Here is a 15,353-nt window from a genome sequence, read left to right as displayed (position 1 = left end):
ACACTGCGTGCTCCAACACCAACATCCGTTGAATCTCGAGGTTCTTGCATGACGCTCAGTCCTTTGGCAGGCAAGCCGGCTCCGGCCAGCGTGCTGGTCGATATCCCCCGCCTGTTGACCGCTTACTACACCGGCCGCCCCGACGCCGCGGTAGCGGCCCAGCGCGTGGCCTTCGGCACCTCGGGCCACCGCGGCACTTCGTTCGAGCTGAGCTTCAACGAATACCACGTGCTGGCGATCACCCAGGCCATCTGCCTGTATCGCCAAGAGAAAGGCATCGACGGTCCGTTGTTCATCGGTGCCGATACCCACGCATTGTCCGCCCCGGCCGCCGCCAGCGCCCTGGAAGTGCTGGCCGCCAATGGCGTGCAGGTGATGCTGAGCAAGGACGACGAGTACACCCCGACCCCAGCGGTGTCCCACGCCATCCTGTGCTACAACCGTGGCCGCCAGCAGGGCATGGCCGACGGTATCGTCATCACCCCGTCGCACAACCCGCCGCAAAGCGGCGGCTTCAAGTACAACCCACCCAATGGCGGCCCTGCCGACAGCGACGTGACCAAGTGGGTCGAGGCCAAGGCCAACGAGCTGCTGGCCGCAGGCCTGGCCGGGGTCAAGCGCATGGATTACCAGCAAGCCCTTGGCGCCGCGACCACCCAGCGCCATGACTATGTCAGCAGCTATGTCGCCGACCTTGAAAACGTCATCGACTTCGAGGTGATCCGTGGCGCCAACCTGCGCCTGGGCGTCGACCCACTGGGCGGTGCCGGGGTGCGCTACTGGTCGGCCATCGCCGAGCGCTACCAGCTCAACCTGGAAGTGGTGAATACCGAAGTAGACCCGACCTTCCGCTTCATGACCGTCGACTGGGATGGGCAGATCCGCATGGACCCATCCTCGCCGTACGCCATGCAGGGCTTGATCGGCCTGCGCGAGCGCTTCGACGTGGCCTTCGCCTGCGACCCGGACCACGACCGCCACGGCATCGTCACCGCCGATGGCCTGCTGCAGCCGAACAACTACCTGGCCGTCGCCATCGACTACCTCTACCGCAATCGCCCGCAATGGCGCAGCGATGCGGCGGTGGGCAAGACCGTGGTTTCCAGCGGCCTGATCGACCGCGTTACCGCGGCGCTGGGCCGTGAGCTGTACGAAGTGCCGGTGGGCTTCAAGTTCTTCGCCCAGGGCCTGTTCGACGGCTCGTTGGGCTTTGGCGGCGAAGAGAGCGCCGGCGCCTCGTTCCTGCGCAAGGACGGCAGCGTTTGGGCCACCGACAAGGACGGCCTGATTCCGGCGCTGCTGGCGGCCGAGATGACCGCCCGCACCGGGCGCAACCCGAGCCAGATCTACGCTGATCTGACCGCCAAGCTGGGCAAGCCCTACGCCACTCGCGTCGAGGCCAAGGCCGATGCAAGGCAGAAGGCGCTGCTGAGCAAGCTGGCGCCGGAGCAGGTCAAGTCCACCGAGCTTGCCGGCGAGCCCATCGAGCAGATCCTCAGCCACGCGCCGGGTAACGGCCAGGCCATCGGCGGGTTGAAGGTGATGACCGCCAACGGCTGGTTCGCCGCGCGCCCATCCGGTACCGAGGATATCTACAAGATCTACGCCGAAAGTTTCATCGACGAGGCGCACCTGGCACGTCTGGTACAGGAAGCGCAGGTGCTGGTGGATGCGGCGATTGCCTGACCGGCCTCTGCCAGCGTTTACCGGCCTGTAGGCTGCTCTGCGCAGCCGGTGCCATGCACCGCGTCGCCTGGTTCGCCAGCAAGGCTGGCTCCTACAGGGCACAGCAGGCTGCTCTCTGCGTAGGAGCCAGCCTTGCTGGCGAAGCAGGCGACGCCGATGTTCAGCGCAAGTCGCTGCCGAGTATATTGTTCCATTTTTGGAACGATCCATGCCGTTTTAGCTATCTACCGCATGATTAGCCTCACCGGTAAGGTGATATTCATCCACGAGAGGAGGCTTCTCATGAAAAAGATCCAAGGTATCCACCGCAGCCCCAACGCCCACTGGGTGGGTGACGGTTTCCCGGTACGCAGCCTGTTCACCTACGACAACCTGGCCCGCCATATCAGCCCGTTCCTGCTGCTGGACTACGCCGGTCCCCACGATTTCACGCCCACCAGCGCCCGTCGTGGCGTCGGCCAGCACCCGCACCGCGGCTTCGAGACCGTGACCATCGTCTACCAGGGCGAACTGGAACACCGCGACTCCACTGGCGCCGGCGGCCTGATTGGCCCGGGCGACGTGCAATGGATGACCGCCGCCGGCGGTATCCTCCACGAGGAGTTCCACTCGCCGGCCTTCGCCAAGCGTGGCGGCACGCTGGAAATGGTCCAGCTGTGGGTCAACCTGCCGGCCAAGGACAAACGCGCCGCCGCCGGCTACCAGACCCTGCTGGCCAGTGACATTCCGCTGGTGACCCTGGACGGCGAGGCGGGCAGCCTGCGGGTGATCGCCGGGAGTTACCTGGACCACCAGGGGCCGGCCCGAACCTTCACCGAAATGGACGTGTGGGACCTGCGCCTGAAGGCTGGCGCCTCGCTGCAACTGCCCGTTGCCGCCGGCCGCAATGCCGCGTTGGTGGTACTGCGTGGCAACCTGCGGGTCAATGATCAGCGTGAAGCTGGCCCGGCCAGCCTGGTACTGCTGGAGCGGGACGGCGAAAACCTGCGCATCGAGGCGCTGGAGGATGTCAGCGTGCTGCTGCTCAGCGGCGAGCCGATCGACGAGCCCATCGTCGGCTACGGCCCGTTCGTGATGAACAGCCAGGCGGAAATTGCCGAGTCGTTCGACGATTTCCAGGCCGGGCGGTTTGGCCAGATGGGCGGCGCCGAGCGTGGCGCCCGGCACTGATCACAGCTAGATCCCAATCGCCGGCAAGCCGGCGATTGTTGTTTTTCGGTTACACCTGCTCCGGCAGCACCGCGATCACATCGATCTCCATCAGCCATTCGGCTTGGGCCAAGCCTGCCACCACCAGCCCGGTGGAAATCGGGAACACCCCCTTCAACCATTTGCCGACCTCCTTGTACACCGGCTCGCGAAAGCGTGGATCGGTGATATAGGTGGTGGTCTTGACGATATGCGACAGATCCGAGCCGGCCTCTTCGAGCAGTTGCTTGACGTTCTTCATCGCCTGCTCGGCCTGGGCCCGCGGGTCGCCCAGGCCCACCAGGCGCCCCTCGAAATCGGTGCCGACCTGGCCACGCACGTAGATGGTGTTGCCGGCCCTTACGGCCTGGCACAGGTCGTTGTCCAGGGTCTGGTTGGGGTAGGTGGCCTTGGTGTTGAACATGCGGATGCGGGTATGGGTAGGCATCAGTGGGCTCCGAAGGTGCTGACGTTGCTGATCGAGGAAGTCTGTTCGGCGCCGGCACGCTGTTCGCGGTCGCGGTAGGCCAGGTAGGTGCGTTGGGTGGCGATATGCCCGGCGACATGCTTGGCGTCGTGCCACACGCCCCAGATGAACGATGAGCCACGGCGCGACAGCCAGGGCAGGCCGAGGAAGTACACGCCTGGCTCCTTGGATACGCCGCGCTGGTGCTGCGGCTTGCCGTTGGCGTCGAAGGTGTCGACCTGCAGCCAGCTGAAGTCGACGCCATAACCGGTGGCCCAGATGATGGTGCTGATTTGGGCTTGGGCCAGGTCGAGCTCGCGCAGGGGCTGGGTGAGGCAAGCCGGGTCGGGCAGGCGTTTGCGCGCCTCGGGCTCCTCGGGCAGGTCCAGGCCGTTGCGCGCGACATAGGCGTCGGCCGCGTCCAGCAGGGCCAGGTAGTTCTCGTCGCCACGCTGGATATTCTCGGCCAGGTTGTCCTGAAAGCGCGCCACGCCGCCCTCGAACGACTGGGTCAGGCCGACCAGGGTCATGCCTTGGTGGGCGAGGGCGCGAAAGTCCACGGTGTGCCCGCCTCGGGCGCCGGATACGGCGATGGTCACGTGCTCGCGACCGGGCTTGGCGATCTCGGCGTCCCACTCGCCGAGCACCCCCAGCCACCAGCAGAAGTCGCGGTTGCGATAGCTGCGCGGTGGTCGGTCATGGGCGCCCACCGACAGGTACACCTGACGTCCGGCGCGCAGCAGTTCCTCGGCGATCTGCACCCCGGAAGAGCCGGCGCCGACCACCAGCACCGCGCCTTCGGGCAACTGTTCAGGGTTGTAGTAGGCGGCGGAGTGAAGCTGGTGCAGGCCGGGATCCTGCGGGGCGATGGCCGGGATCACCGGGCGCTGGAACGGGCCGGTGGCGGCCACCACGCGGTTGGCATGGATCACGCCCTGGTTGGTGTCGATGGTGAAACCCGGGCGGTCGCTGTTGCGCAGCACGCGCTTGACCTCGACCCCGGTGCGCACCGGCAGGTTGTACTTGCGCACGTACTGCTCGAAGTAGTCCGCGACCTGCTCCTTGCCGGCGAAGGCGTCGGGGTCGAGGTCGAAAGCCAGGCCGGGGAAGCGGTCGTGCCAGGCCGGGCCGTTGGCCACTAGCGAATCCCAGCGCCCGCTGCGCCAGGCTTCGGCGATGCGCTTGCGCTCCAGCACCAGGTGCGGCACGCCGAGCTTGCTCAGGTGTTCGCTCATGGCCACGCCGGCTTGGCCGGCGCCGACCACGAGGGTGTCGATTTCGAGATTGTTCAATGTCATGTCCCAGCCCTTCTTCTGCGGCGTTCTTGTTCAAGTCGGTGTTGCCTGGAGCCAGACTAGGGATGGGCCGGTAACCGCGAAAATAGTATTTAGCTGGGGCTTGCCGATAAAACGGCGAAGACCAGATGTTCAGGGGGGCGTGGGGCCTTATAGGCGCCTTAGTTTTTTCCTGCCCAGTGCCGAGGAAAATGTTGGTTTCGTCGCTTACGGGTGCGGTCGAGAATGCCAGTAAACCCCCAACAGGAGCTTTACCCATGACCTTCTCCATCGTCGGCCGCTGCCAGGAAACCGGCCAACTGGGCATCGCCATCAGTTCATCGAGCATCGCCGTCGGCGCCCGTTGCCCCTGGGTGCGGGCCGGGGTCGGCGCCGTGGCCAGCCAGAACATCACCTTGCCGGCCCTCGGCCCGCAGATCCTCGACGCCCTGGAACACGGCCAACTGCCGCCTGCCGCCGCCCTGGACCGGGTACTCAGCGCCAACGGCTGGAGCGAGTACCGCCAGGTCACGGTGATCGACAGCCAGGGCCAGGTGGCGCTGTTCACCGGCAAGCGGGCCCTGGGCGTGCACAACGCCGTGGCCGGCGAACACTGTGTGGCGGCCGGCAACCTGTTGTCGTCGCCTGCGGTGATCGAGGCCATGCTGGGCGCGTTCGAACAGGCCACCGGCCACTTGGCCGAGCGCCTGCTGGCGGCGCTGCACGCGGCCATGGCCGCTGGTGGCGAAGCGGGGCCGGTGCACTCGGCGGCGCTGAAGGTCGCCGGCGAGCTGACCTGGCCACTGGTGGATCTGCGCGTGGACTGGACCGAGCACGATCCGATCGCCGAGCTGGACCGCCTGTGGCAGGCCTACCGGCCGCAGATGCAAGACTACGTGACCCGCGCCCTGGACCCCAGCACAGCGCCAAGCTACGGGGTGGCGGGCGATGAATGAGCTGTGCAGTCGGGCGTTGCTGGCGCGATTGGTCGGGTTCGCCACGGTCAGCCGCGATTCCAACCTGGAGCTGATTGCCTTCATTCGCGATTACCTGGCGGGGTTTGGCGTTGCCAGTGAGCTGTTCCTCAACGAGGAGGGCACCAAGGCCAACCTGTTCGCCACGATCGGTCCGAGCGAGCGTGGTGGCGTGGTGCTGTCCGGGCACACCGACGTGGTGCCGGTGGACGGCCAGGCCTGGACCGTCGCGCCGTTCCAGCTCAGCGAACGTGATGGCCGCCTGTATGGCCGTGGCACCGCCGACATGAAAGGCTTCATCGCCGCCGTGCTGGCCGCGGTGCCGGCTTTTCTGGCGCAACCGCTGGCGACGCCGGTGCACCTGGCGTTTTCCTATGACGAGGAGGTGGGCTGCCTGGGAGTACGCTCGATGCTGGCCGCCTTGGCGCAGCGACCGCACAAGCCGCGCCTGTGCCTGATCGGCGAACCCACCGAACTCAAACCGGTGCTCGGCCACAAAGGCAAACTGGCGATGCGCTGCCAGGTTCAGGGCGCGGCTTGTCACTCGGCCTATGCGCCCTATGGCGTGAATGCCATCGAGTACGCGGCGCGGTTGATCGGCAAGCTGGCTGAGATCGGCGACGACCTGGCGCGCCCCGAGCACCACGACGAGCGCTTCGACCCGCCGTTTTCCACGGTCCAGACCGGCGTCATCCAGGGTGGCAGGGCGCTGAACATCGTGCCTGAAGAATGCGCGTTCGACTTCGAGGTGCGTGCCTTGCCAGGCTTCGCAGCCCAGGTCGTGGCCGACCGGCTGCACACATACGCCGAAGCCGAACTGTTGCCGCGCATGCGGGCAGTCAACGCCGCCAGTGCCATTCGCCTGCAGCCGTTGAGCGCCTACCCGGGCCTGGCGACAGCGGCCGATAGCGAGGCGGCGCGGCTGGTGGCGTTGCTCAGTGGCTCGGATGACTTCGCCACCGTGGCCTTTGGCACCGAAGGCGGTCTGTTCGACCAGGCCGGTATTCCCACGGTGGTGTGCGGCCCGGGCAGCATGGAGCAGGGGCACAAGCCAGATGAGTTCGTCAGTATCGAGCAGTTGCAGGGCTGTGACGCGATGCTGCGGCGCTTGGCCGAATACCTCAGGCAGGCTTGATATCGCGGGGAAAGCCCGCTGCTGCAAGGCTTCAGAATGTCGCCTTGACCTGCAAGCCGAACACCAGCGCATTGTCGATGTCCTGCCCGGAAAACGCCCCAGGCTCGACAATGTACTGTACGTCCGGCCGCAGGTTCAGCCAGGAGGTGGCCTGGTAGCCATAGCTGAGCTCCAGCAATTGTTCGGCGCTGTCCAGGTTGGGGAAACCTTGCCCGGCCTCGAACGCCGCGGCTTGCTGCACATCGCGGCTGCGCGGGTTAGGCACCGCGCGCCCGTAGCCGAATGCCAGGGTATCGCGCGGGCGACCTGCGAATGGCTTGTACAGCACCACGCCGGCGCCATACCAGCGGGTGAAGGGCGAGGCGGCCTGGCTCGATGCCGAATACTGGCCAAAGGCATGCAAGCTGCGCCCAGCCGATGCCGGGTCGTGCCACAGCGCCTGGTCGACCAGCAGGTAGTGGCCGCCGCGGCCGGTGACGCGCTTGTCGCTGCCGATGCGCTGCACGTTGGAGCTGTCGTAGTAGTAGCCGAGCTTGTATTCGCCCGGCAGCACGCCTGGGCGCTTGTACACCAGCTCCAGCGGCAGCACGGTGCCGGTGGTGTGCTTGGGCCCCAGGTGCCAGGCGCGGCTGGCATTGCCGTTGCTCGCAGGGTCGACGTTGAACGCCGCCAGCCGTAGCTGCCAGGCCGGTGCCAGGTCGTACTTTAGGCGCGCGCCAAGGTGGGCGTTGGGGTAGTTGCTCCAGCCGCTGCCGCCGGACATGTTCAGCGGATGGCCGCAGAATCCGGCGTTCATGAAGTTGCACAGGATGCCGCTGTCCAGGCCGCCGAGGTCGTTGCCCATGGCCATGTAGCCGAGCTTGAGGTTCAGCGCCGGGGTCAGGTTGCGCGCGTAGCTGAGCTCGGTCAGGCGGGTATACAGGCCGCCGTAGTTTTCCTGGATGGGCAGACGGTTGCCGACCAGGTCCTCGGAGGCGCTGTTGCCGCGGCGGTCGTTGATGCTCAACTGGACTTGGCCGGCGTCGTCTAGGCCATACAGTTTCGCCAGGTCGAACTGCACGCCGAGCTTGATGTTCTGCGCATAGCGGGCTGAGCGGTGCTGGCCGCCGTGGGCGTTGTAGGCGGTTTCGCCGCTATAGTCACCGGTGAAGGTGACGCCGTCGGCTTGCAGTTGCTGGCGCAGGCCGCCCCAGTCGCCGGTGAGGGTAGTGGCGTCGGCCAGGGCGGTGGTGCTGGCCAGGATCAGGAGCAGGGCGGGGGTGATGCGGGGTACGAAGCGCATTGCAAAATTCTCGGGACTGCTGAAGGCCATCGCGCGGCAAGCGCGCTCCTGCAGGGCCTTGTACAAGACCCGTGGGAGTGCGCTTGGCGCGTATGGGAACGCGATGCTTACGGCAGGGCGTAGGCCATCACATAATCGCCACGGTCGCTCGACTGGCGCGCGCCACCGGCGCTGATCACCACGTACTGCTTGCCGGTTTTGGGCGACACGTAGGTCATCGGCCCGCCTTGGCTGCCCACCGGCAGACGGGCCTTCCAGAGCTCATTGCCGTTGCCGCTGTCGTAGGCGCGCAGGTAGAAGTCCTGGGTACCGGCGATGAACACCAGGCCACCCTGGGTCGACAGGGTGCCGCCGAGGGTCGGCAGGCCGATCTTGATCGGCAGGTGCATGCGGATGCCGAGCGGGCCGGTGTCCTCGACGGTGCCCACCGGCACCTGCCAGGCAATCTGCCGGGTGCGCATGTCGATGGCGGTCAGGGTGCCGTAGGGCGGCGCCTGGCAGGGGATGCCGGCCACCGACAGGAAGCGGTTCTTGTTCACCGCGTACGGCGTGCCCTTGAGCGGCACGGCGCCCATGCCGGTATTCAGCGCCTCGCCACCGGAGGCGGCGTCGCCCTGGTTCTGCGACGGCACCATCTGGATCCACAGGCCCAGGCGCATGTCGTTGACGAAGATGAAACCGTGCACCGGGTCGGTGGACAGGCTGCCCCAGTTCATGCCGCCCAGCGAGCCAGGGAAGCTCAGCGACAGGTCGGTGCCGGGCGCGGTATACAGGCCGTCGTAGCGCATCTTCTTGAAATCGATGCGGCACAGCAGCTGGTCGTATGGCGTCGCGCCCCACATGTCCGCCTCGGTCAGGGTCTGCGCGCCGATCTGCGGCATGCCCACCGACTTCGGCTGGGTAGGGGAATAGGGCTCATGGGGGATGTTGCCCGGCTTGACCGGCACTTCGTCGACCTGGGTCAGCGGCTTGCCGGTGGCACGGTCGAGTACGTAGAGCTGCCCGGCCTTGGTGCCGATGACCACGGCTGGCACGGTCTTGCCGTCATCGCCGGTGAAGTCGATCAGGCTCGGCTGCATCGGCAGGTCGAAGTCCCACAGGTCGTTGTGCACGGTCTGGTACACCCATTTCTGGTTGCCGGTGGTGGCGTCCAGGGCCAGCACCGAGGCGCCGTAGGTGTGGTCCAGGGTGTTGCGCTCGACCCCGTAGATATCGGTGGACGAGGAGCCCATCGGCAGGAACAGGGTGTTCATCGCCGGGTCGTAGGACATCGGCGCCCAACTGTTCGGTGTGCTGCGCACGTAGGTGGCGTCGCCCTGCGGGGCGTTGCGCTGTTGCGGGTTGCCCGGGTCGAAGGCCCAGCGCATGGCCCCACTGATCACGTCGAAGCCACGGATCACGCCTCCGGGCATGTCGGTCTGGACGTTGTCGGCGACGCGCCCGCCGACCACCACGGTGGTGCCGGCCATCAGCGGCGCGGACGACAACTGGTAGTAGGAGTCCGGCACATTGCCCAGGCCGGCCTTGAGGTCGACCTGGCCATTGTTGCCGAAGCCCTGGCAGAACGCGCCGGTGTCGGCGTCGACGGCGATCAGGCGGCCGTCGATGGTGTTGGTCAGCAGGCGGCGCTGGCAGTTGGCGCCGGGCGCCACCTGGGCCACGGTGACTGGCGAGCTGCCCGGCTGGGTCGGTTGCGCCAAGGGGGCGCTGGCGTCGAAGTAGGCCATGCCGCGGCAGCGCTGCCAGACCTTGGACTGGGCGTTGATCTGATTTTTCCAGAGCTCGCGGCCGCTGTCGGCGTCCAGCGCGATCAGGTTGTTGTGCGGGGTACAGATGAACACCTTGTCGCCGACCTGCAAGGGGGTCAGTTGGTCCTCGGCGCCGTTGCCGTCGCTGATGGCCACGTCACCGGTGTGGTAGGTCCAGGCCACCTGGAGCTTGTCGACGTTGCCACGGTTGATCTGCTCCAGCGCGGCGAAGCGGCTGCCGCCTTCGCTGTTGCCGTAGTGGGCCCAGTTCTGTTGCGCCTTGCCCGGCGCCACCGGGGTCAGGCCCGGGCCCTTGCCGTTGGCGACGACGCTGGGGTGGGCGATGAACATGTTGCCGGCGGCGATGGCCAGCCCCACGGCCAGCACGCCGGCCACGCCATAGGCAGCGCGGGCCTGGCGCCGCACCAGCTGTGGGTAGACCAGCGCGACCAGCAGGCCGATCGCGGTGAACATGAACAGGCGCGAGAACAGTGGCCAGAACACCAGGCCCGTGTCGGCCAGCGCCCAGGCCAGGGTGCCGAGCAGGAACAGGGCGTACAACCAGGCCCCAGCCGGCTTGCGCCGGGCGATGAGGATGCCGGCGATGGCCATGGCCAGGCCGCCGACCAGGAAGTACCAGGAGCCGCCCAGGCCGGCCAGCGTGACGCCGCCAGCAGCCAGGAGCAGGCCAAGCAGGGCGATGACCACGCCCAGGCCGACCAGGATGAATGTGCAGGCGCCAGGGGCGCGGGGGGTGTGTTTCATGCCAGGGATCTCGCAGGTGGAATGCGCGGCAGTGTAAGCCCTTAGCAAGCTAATTAACAAGTTAGTACATTTTGTCTTGGCGAGATTCCGGGTTGCCGGCGAACATCGACACAGCTGCTGCCATCCGCCACGCCGCCTGGTTCGCCAGCAAGCTGGCTCCTACAGTTGCAAGCCTTCCAGCAAGCAGCGCAGCGCCGCTTTCACCCGTTCTGCGGCCTGCTGCGGATCGTCCTGGGCAACCAGCCACATTCCGCTGTCGCCCATCGCGCCGTTGATCAGATGGGCCATGGCCACGGCATCGAACGCCCGCAACCGGCCGGCTTGCTGCAACTCCACCAGGCCCTGGGCCATCGGCCCGATGTAGCTGGCTTCCTCCAGCTCGCGCAAGCGCGGGCCGAGCACGGCTGGGGCGTCCTGCAGCAGGATCCGCCGCAGGGCCGGGTCGTGCAGCAGGTCGTAATAGTGCAGGCAGGTGTCGATGTAGCCCTCCCACGGGTCGGTATGGCTGTCGTAGCGAGCATCCAGGGCCTGGTTGATCGCATCCAGCAAGTGCTGGACCACGGCGCTGAACAGCCCGGCCTTGCCGCCGAAGTGGTGGTGCAGGGCGCCACGGGTCAGGTCGACCTCGGCGCACAGGTCGTCCATGACCACGGCAGCGAAGCCCTTTTCGGCGAACTGGCGGCGGGCGGCGGCAATCAGCCGTTCGGTGGTGTCGGCGCTCATGGCGGCGCGGCTGCGGCGAGGGGCGGGCATGGCAACTCCAAGGTGAAAGCGATGGAACACAAATTAGCATACGTTGCGTATGTCAATAAATGGCATTAGCATACGCGACGTATGTCAATTGGAGGTTGTGGCCGTGACTGCCCGTGATTCATCTACCCCTGTGGCCTGGCTGGGCGAACTGCCAGGCCTGTTGCGCCTGGCCTTGCCCCTGGTGCTGGGCTTGTCGGCCGCCGAGCTGATCAGCCTGACCGACACCGTGCTGCTGGCATCGCTGGGCACCGTGGTACTGGCCTGTGTCGCCCTGACCAGCAGCGCCGGGCTGATTTTCCACGCCGGTTTGTATGGCATGCTTGCGACCCTGAGCGTGCGCGTCGGCCATGCCCATGGCGCCGATGACCCGGCTGACGTGGCGCGCACCTTGCGCGGCGGGCTTGGCTACGGCTTGCTGATCGGCAGCCTCGGCTGCCTGCTGATGCTCGCCAGCTTGCCGCTGCTGCAATGGCTGGGCGTGCCGCTGCCGGATGTGGCGCTGTTGACGCCGTACTGGCAGGCCATGGCGGTGTTCCTGATCCCGTATTGCCTGATGGTGGTGTTCAAGGACGTGCTGGAGGCCATCGGCCGGCCGTGGGTGGCGGTGCTGCTGGTGATGAGCGCGGTGCTGTTCAATATTCCGCTGAGCTATGGCCTGATCCATGGCCATTGCGGCTTGCCGGCCCTGGGCCTGGTCGGGGCGGGGATCGCCGGGGTGATCGCCGAGTCGTTGGCGGTCGCCTTGGCCCTGGCCTACTGGCGCCTGGCACCGTCGCTGGCGCGTTACCGCCTGGCGCCCCAGGGGCCACGGCTGGGCTGGAAGACCTTGCTCGGCGAGGGCTGGCCATTGGGCCTGGGCTACCTGGCCGAGGCCGGCGCGGTGGTGATCGCCGCCTGGATGCTCGGCTGGCTGGGCACCGCGGCCCTGGCGGCCAACCAGGTGGTGCAGTCGATCGGTGCGCTGCTGTACATGCTGCCGCTGGGCATGGCGGCGGCGGTGAGCATCCGCATCAGCCAGGCCCAGGGCCGCGGCCAGACCACGCGCATCCGCGCCATCGGCAGCGCCACCTTCATCAGCGTGACGGCCTGGATGCTGGTGGCCACGCTGCTGCTGGCGCTGTTTGGCCGGCGCATCGCCGAGGCCATGAGCGACGACCCGCAGGTGATCGCCATCGCCGTGCCGATGTTCGTGGTGGTGGCTGCCATGCAAGTGGCCGACGGCTTGCAGTCCACCGCGTTGGGGGCCCTGCGCGGCTTGCAGGATTACCGCTGGCCGGTGGGGGTGACGATGGTCAGCTACTGGTTGCTGGCGCTGCCGCTGAGCTACTGGCTGGCGTTCCATTCGGCGCTGGGCGCGGTAGGGGTGTGGGTCGGCTTTGCCAGCGGCCTGGCGGTGGCGGCGCTGCTGCTGCCCTGGCGCTTCTACCAGTTGCAGCGGCCGGCGCCGCGCGGCGCTGCTGTTCAGGCGCGATAGAACACCGCCAGCCACACCGTCGCCACGCCGGGTTCGGTCCAGGCCACCCGGTGGCGGCAGTGGGCGGGGATATCCAGGTGATCGCCAGCACGTAGTACGCGAGGCTGGTTTTCATCTGCCAGCTGCAGCCCGGCGCTGCCGCTGAGCAGCACCACCCATTCGCCTTCGTCCTGGTCGTACCAGAACCCCGGCGGACTGGCCTGGCCAGTGGAAACGATGCGCTCGATGCGCATGCCCGGGCGTTCGAGCAAGGTGCTCAATTGCTCCTCGGCCTGGGCGTTCAGGGGCGGCAGGGCGGTGAACAGGTTGCCAGGCATGTAGACCTCCATGGAGTTGATTGCACGGCAAGATTGTAGGAAGGTTCCTGGCTTTGCCCCAGGGAAAGTGCAATGGACAAGCTGTTGGCGATCAAGGCGTTCATGGCCACTGTCGAGGCCCGGGGGTTTTCCGCCGCCGCGCGCAAGCTCGGCGTGGCAACCTCGTCGGTGTCGCGGCTGGTCGACGCCCTGGAGCAGGACCTGGGCGCCAGCCTGTTCAATCGCTCGACCCGCCAGGTGAGCCTGACCGAAGCCGGCGCCGGTTACTACCAGCGTGCACGGGATATCGTCGAGGCCCTGGCCGATGCCGATGCCAGTGTCGCCGACCGTGGCGAGGAGCCGGTGGGGGTGCTGCGCCTGTGTCTGCCGGTGGAGTTCGGGCGGCGCGTGATCGCCCCGCACCTGGGCGCGTTTCTGGCGCGCCACCCGGGGCTGGAGCTGGACATCGACCTCAGCGATCGATTCGACGACCTGCTCGATGGCCGCTACGACCTGAGCATCCGCCTCGGCGAGCCTGCGCCCAGTGACGAACTGGTGTGCCGCCCGTTGGGGCGTTTCCAGCGTTGGTTGGTGGCCAGCCCGGCTTACCTGGCGGCGCGGGCGCCCTTGCAGCATCCGCAACAACTGGCCGATTGCGCCTGCCTGCGCTTTCGCTACGGTCAGGCCGCCCGGCCTTGGCGGCTGCGCCAGGCCGAGCAGACCCTGGAACTGAATGTCGCCGGGCCCCTGCGCAGCGCCAACGCCGACCTGTTGCGCGAGGCCGCCATTGCCGGCAGTGGCGTCGCGCTGCTGGCCGACTGGCTGGTGCGCGGCGATGTCGAGGCCGGGCGCCTGCACCGCCTGTTCGCCGACTGGGAGGTCAGCCCCGGCATCGCCAGCACCGGGATCAATGCGTTGTACCTGCCCAACCACCGCGGTTCGCGGCGGGTGATGGCGTTCGTGGCGTTCTGCGAGGCACTGCTGGCAGGCTGAACCGTTGCGCGCTGCGCAAAGGCCCGTTGCGCTGGCGGTGGATTCTCGCCCGCGGGCTGGCACGGCACCATGCGCGCACTTTCCGTCGTTTGCGAGGCATTGCCCCATGCATCCTTCCCTGGCTGTCGCCCAGCCCTCGGTCCCCGGCCTGAGCCGGGCCCTGGTGACCCTGCTGGCGTTCTGCTGCGGCGCCATCGTCGCCAATATCTATTACGCGCAACCCATCGTCGGGATGATCGCCCCGGACCTGGGCCTGTCCGGCGAGCGTGCCAGCCTGATCGTTTCCCTGACCCAGCTGGGTTATGCCCTGGGCCTGTTGCTGCTGGTGCCGTTGGCCGACTTGCTGGAAAACCGCCGGTTGATGGTCGCCACCGCGCTACTGGCCACGCTCAGTCTGTTGCTGGCCGGCACCCGTGACCATGGCCAGGGGGCCGCGTTCCTGGCCTATGCCGGGTTGATCGGGTTCAGCTCGGTGTCGGTGCAGATGCTGGTTCCCCTGGCGGCGCACCTGGCCCCCGAGCAGCAGCGCGGGCGGGTGGTGGGCAACATCATGGGCGGCCTGCTGCTGGGCATTCTGCTGGCGCGCCCGCTGTCGAGCCTGGTGGCCGATCACTTCGGCTGGCGCCTGGTGTTCATCGGTGCCGCCGGGGTGATGTTGGCGATCATCCTGCTGCTGGCGCTGACGCTGCCGCGCCGGGTGCCTGAACACAAAGCCAGCTATGCCGGATTGATGCGCTCGCTGCTGGTGCTGCTGCGTCGCTATCCGCTGCTGCGTCGGCGGGCGCTTTACCAGGCGCTGATGTTCGCCGCCTTCAGCCTGTACTGGACCGCAGTGCCGCTGGCGCTGGCGCAGGCGCATGGCTTGAGCCAGAGCCAGATTGCCCTGTTCGCCCTGGTCGGGGCGGTGGGGGCGGTGGCGGCGCCGCTGGCCGGGCGCCTGGCCGATGCCGGGCATGGGCGGCGGGCGTCGCTGCTGGCGATGGGCTTGGCGCCGCTGGCGCTGGTGATAGGTGTCAGCGCGCCGGGCATGAGCGTGATTGGCCTGGGACTTACCGGGGTGATGCTGGATTTCGCGGTGCAGATGAACATGGTGATCGGCCAGCGCGAGGTCTATGCGCTGGACCCTGCCAGCCGCGGGCGGCTCAACGCGCTGTACATGACCAGCATTTTCCTCGGCGGCGCCGTGGGCTCGGCGCTGGCCAGCGGGGTGTATGCGCAGTTCGGTTGGAGCGGCGTGGCGCTGCTGGGGGCGGGGTTGCCGACCGTGGCGCTGGTGGTCTTCCTGTTGGTCGCGGATGGACGACGCCCTTGAGCGGCAG

Annotated in this window: 13 protein-coding genes; 7 read left to right on the top strand and 6 right to left on the bottom strand. The window is 67.3% G+C overall.

Annotated elements, in window-relative coordinates:
- The first annotated feature begins 48 nt into the window (after positions 1 to 48).
- The gene (gene pgm, locus ACODS5_RS04695; protein WP_134689646.1) at positions 49 to 1,686 is read left to right on the top strand and encodes a phosphoglucomutase (alpha-D-glucose-1,6-bisphosphate-dependent); all 1,638 of its coding nucleotides are present in this window, start codon (positions 49 to 51) and stop codon (positions 1,684 to 1,686) included.
- 282 nt (positions 1,687 to 1,968) lie between these two features.
- Positions 1,969 to 2,856 (top strand): pirin family protein, encoded by an 888-nt coding sequence (locus tag ACODS5_RS04690; protein ID WP_489108070.1) that lies wholly within the window; start codon positions 1,969 to 1,971, stop codon positions 2,854 to 2,856.
- Between the two features lie 49 nt (positions 2,857 to 2,905).
- Here the strand turns inward: ACODS5_RS04690 and ACODS5_RS04685 are convergent, their stop codons facing one another.
- Both ACODS5_RS04685 and ACODS5_RS04680 read right to left on the bottom strand, forming a co-directional pair.
- The gene (locus ACODS5_RS04685; RefSeq protein WP_489108069.1) at positions 2,906 to 3,322 is read right to left on the bottom strand and encodes a RidA family protein; all 417 of its coding nucleotides are present in this window, start codon (positions 3,320 to 3,322) and stop codon (positions 2,906 to 2,908) included.
- Positions 3,322 to 4,638 carry a flavin-containing monooxygenase gene (locus tag ACODS5_RS04680; RefSeq protein WP_489108068.1) on the bottom strand — a complete coding sequence of 439 codons (1,317 nt, stop codon included), beginning with the start codon at positions 4,636 to 4,638 and terminating at the stop codon, positions 3,322 to 3,324. The genes ACODS5_RS04685 and ACODS5_RS04680 overlap by 1 nt, the downstream gene beginning before the upstream one ends.
- 254 nt (positions 4,639 to 4,892) lie before the next feature.
- On the opposite strand from ACODS5_RS04680, the gene ACODS5_RS04675 reads away from it, so the two are divergent.
- On the top strand, positions 4,893 to 5,570 hold the full coding sequence (locus tag ACODS5_RS04675) for a DUF1028 domain-containing protein (RefSeq protein WP_134689642.1): 678 nt from the start codon (positions 4,893 to 4,895) through the stop codon (positions 5,568 to 5,570).
- Entirely contained in the window at positions 5,563 to 6,723 is a 1,161-nt protein-coding gene (gene argE, locus ACODS5_RS04670) for an acetylornithine deacetylase (protein ID WP_489108067.1), read from the top strand. The genes ACODS5_RS04675 and argE overlap by 8 nt, the downstream gene beginning before the upstream one ends.
- Before the next feature lie 31 nt (positions 6,724 to 6,754).
- On the opposite strand, the gene ACODS5_RS04665 is transcribed toward argE, so the two are convergent.
- The 3 genes from ACODS5_RS04665 to ACODS5_RS04655 form a co-directional block, all read right to left on the bottom strand.
- A complete protein-coding gene (locus ACODS5_RS04665; protein ID WP_489108066.1) occupies positions 6,755 to 8,005 on the bottom strand; it encodes a carbohydrate porin in 1,251 nt (416 codons plus the stop codon).
- Between the two features lie 107 nt (positions 8,006 to 8,112).
- A complete protein-coding gene (locus ACODS5_RS04660) occupies positions 8,113 to 10,518 on the bottom strand; it encodes a glucose/quinate/shikimate family membrane-bound PQQ-dependent dehydrogenase (protein ID WP_489108065.1) in 2,406 nt (801 codons plus the stop codon).
- A 159-nt stretch (positions 10,519 to 10,677) separates the two neighbouring features.
- Positions 10,678 to 11,271, bottom strand: a complete 594-nt coding sequence (locus tag ACODS5_RS04655; protein ID WP_134689638.1) for a TetR/AcrR family transcriptional regulator — start codon at positions 11,269 to 11,271, stop codon at positions 10,678 to 10,680.
- Positions 11,272 to 11,374: 103 nt separating this feature from the next.
- Here ACODS5_RS04655 and ACODS5_RS04650 point away from each other — a divergent pair, with 103 nt between their 5' ends.
- Positions 11,375 to 12,745: an MATE family efflux transporter gene (locus tag ACODS5_RS04650; RefSeq protein WP_489108064.1), complete on the top strand. Its 1,371-nt coding sequence runs from the start codon at positions 11,375 to 11,377 to the stop codon at positions 12,743 to 12,745.
- On the opposite strand, the gene ACODS5_RS04645 is transcribed toward ACODS5_RS04650, so the two are convergent.
- Positions 12,733 to 13,062, bottom strand: a complete 330-nt coding sequence (locus ACODS5_RS04645; protein ID WP_134689636.1) for a cupin domain-containing protein — start codon at positions 13,060 to 13,062, stop codon at positions 12,733 to 12,735. The two genes, ACODS5_RS04650 and ACODS5_RS04645, sit on opposite strands and share 13 nt — an antisense overlap.
- Positions 13,063 to 13,134: 72 nt before the next feature.
- On the opposite strand from ACODS5_RS04645, the gene ACODS5_RS04640 reads away from it, so the two are divergent.
- The gene (locus ACODS5_RS04640; protein WP_489108063.1) at positions 13,135 to 14,034 is read left to right on the top strand and encodes a LysR family transcriptional regulator; all 900 of its coding nucleotides are present in this window, start codon (positions 13,135 to 13,137) and stop codon (positions 14,032 to 14,034) included.
- Positions 14,035 to 14,140: 106 nt separating this feature from the next.
- Positions 14,141 to 15,346, top strand: a complete 1,206-nt coding sequence (locus ACODS5_RS04635; RefSeq protein ID WP_489108062.1) for an MFS transporter — start codon at positions 14,141 to 14,143, stop codon at positions 15,344 to 15,346.
- Positions 15,347 to 15,353 lie beyond the last annotated feature (7 nt).

The sequence above is a fragment of the Pseudomonas sp. FG47 genome (assembly GCF_057809115.1).
This window is presented reverse-complemented; position numbering and strand designations above follow the sequence as displayed.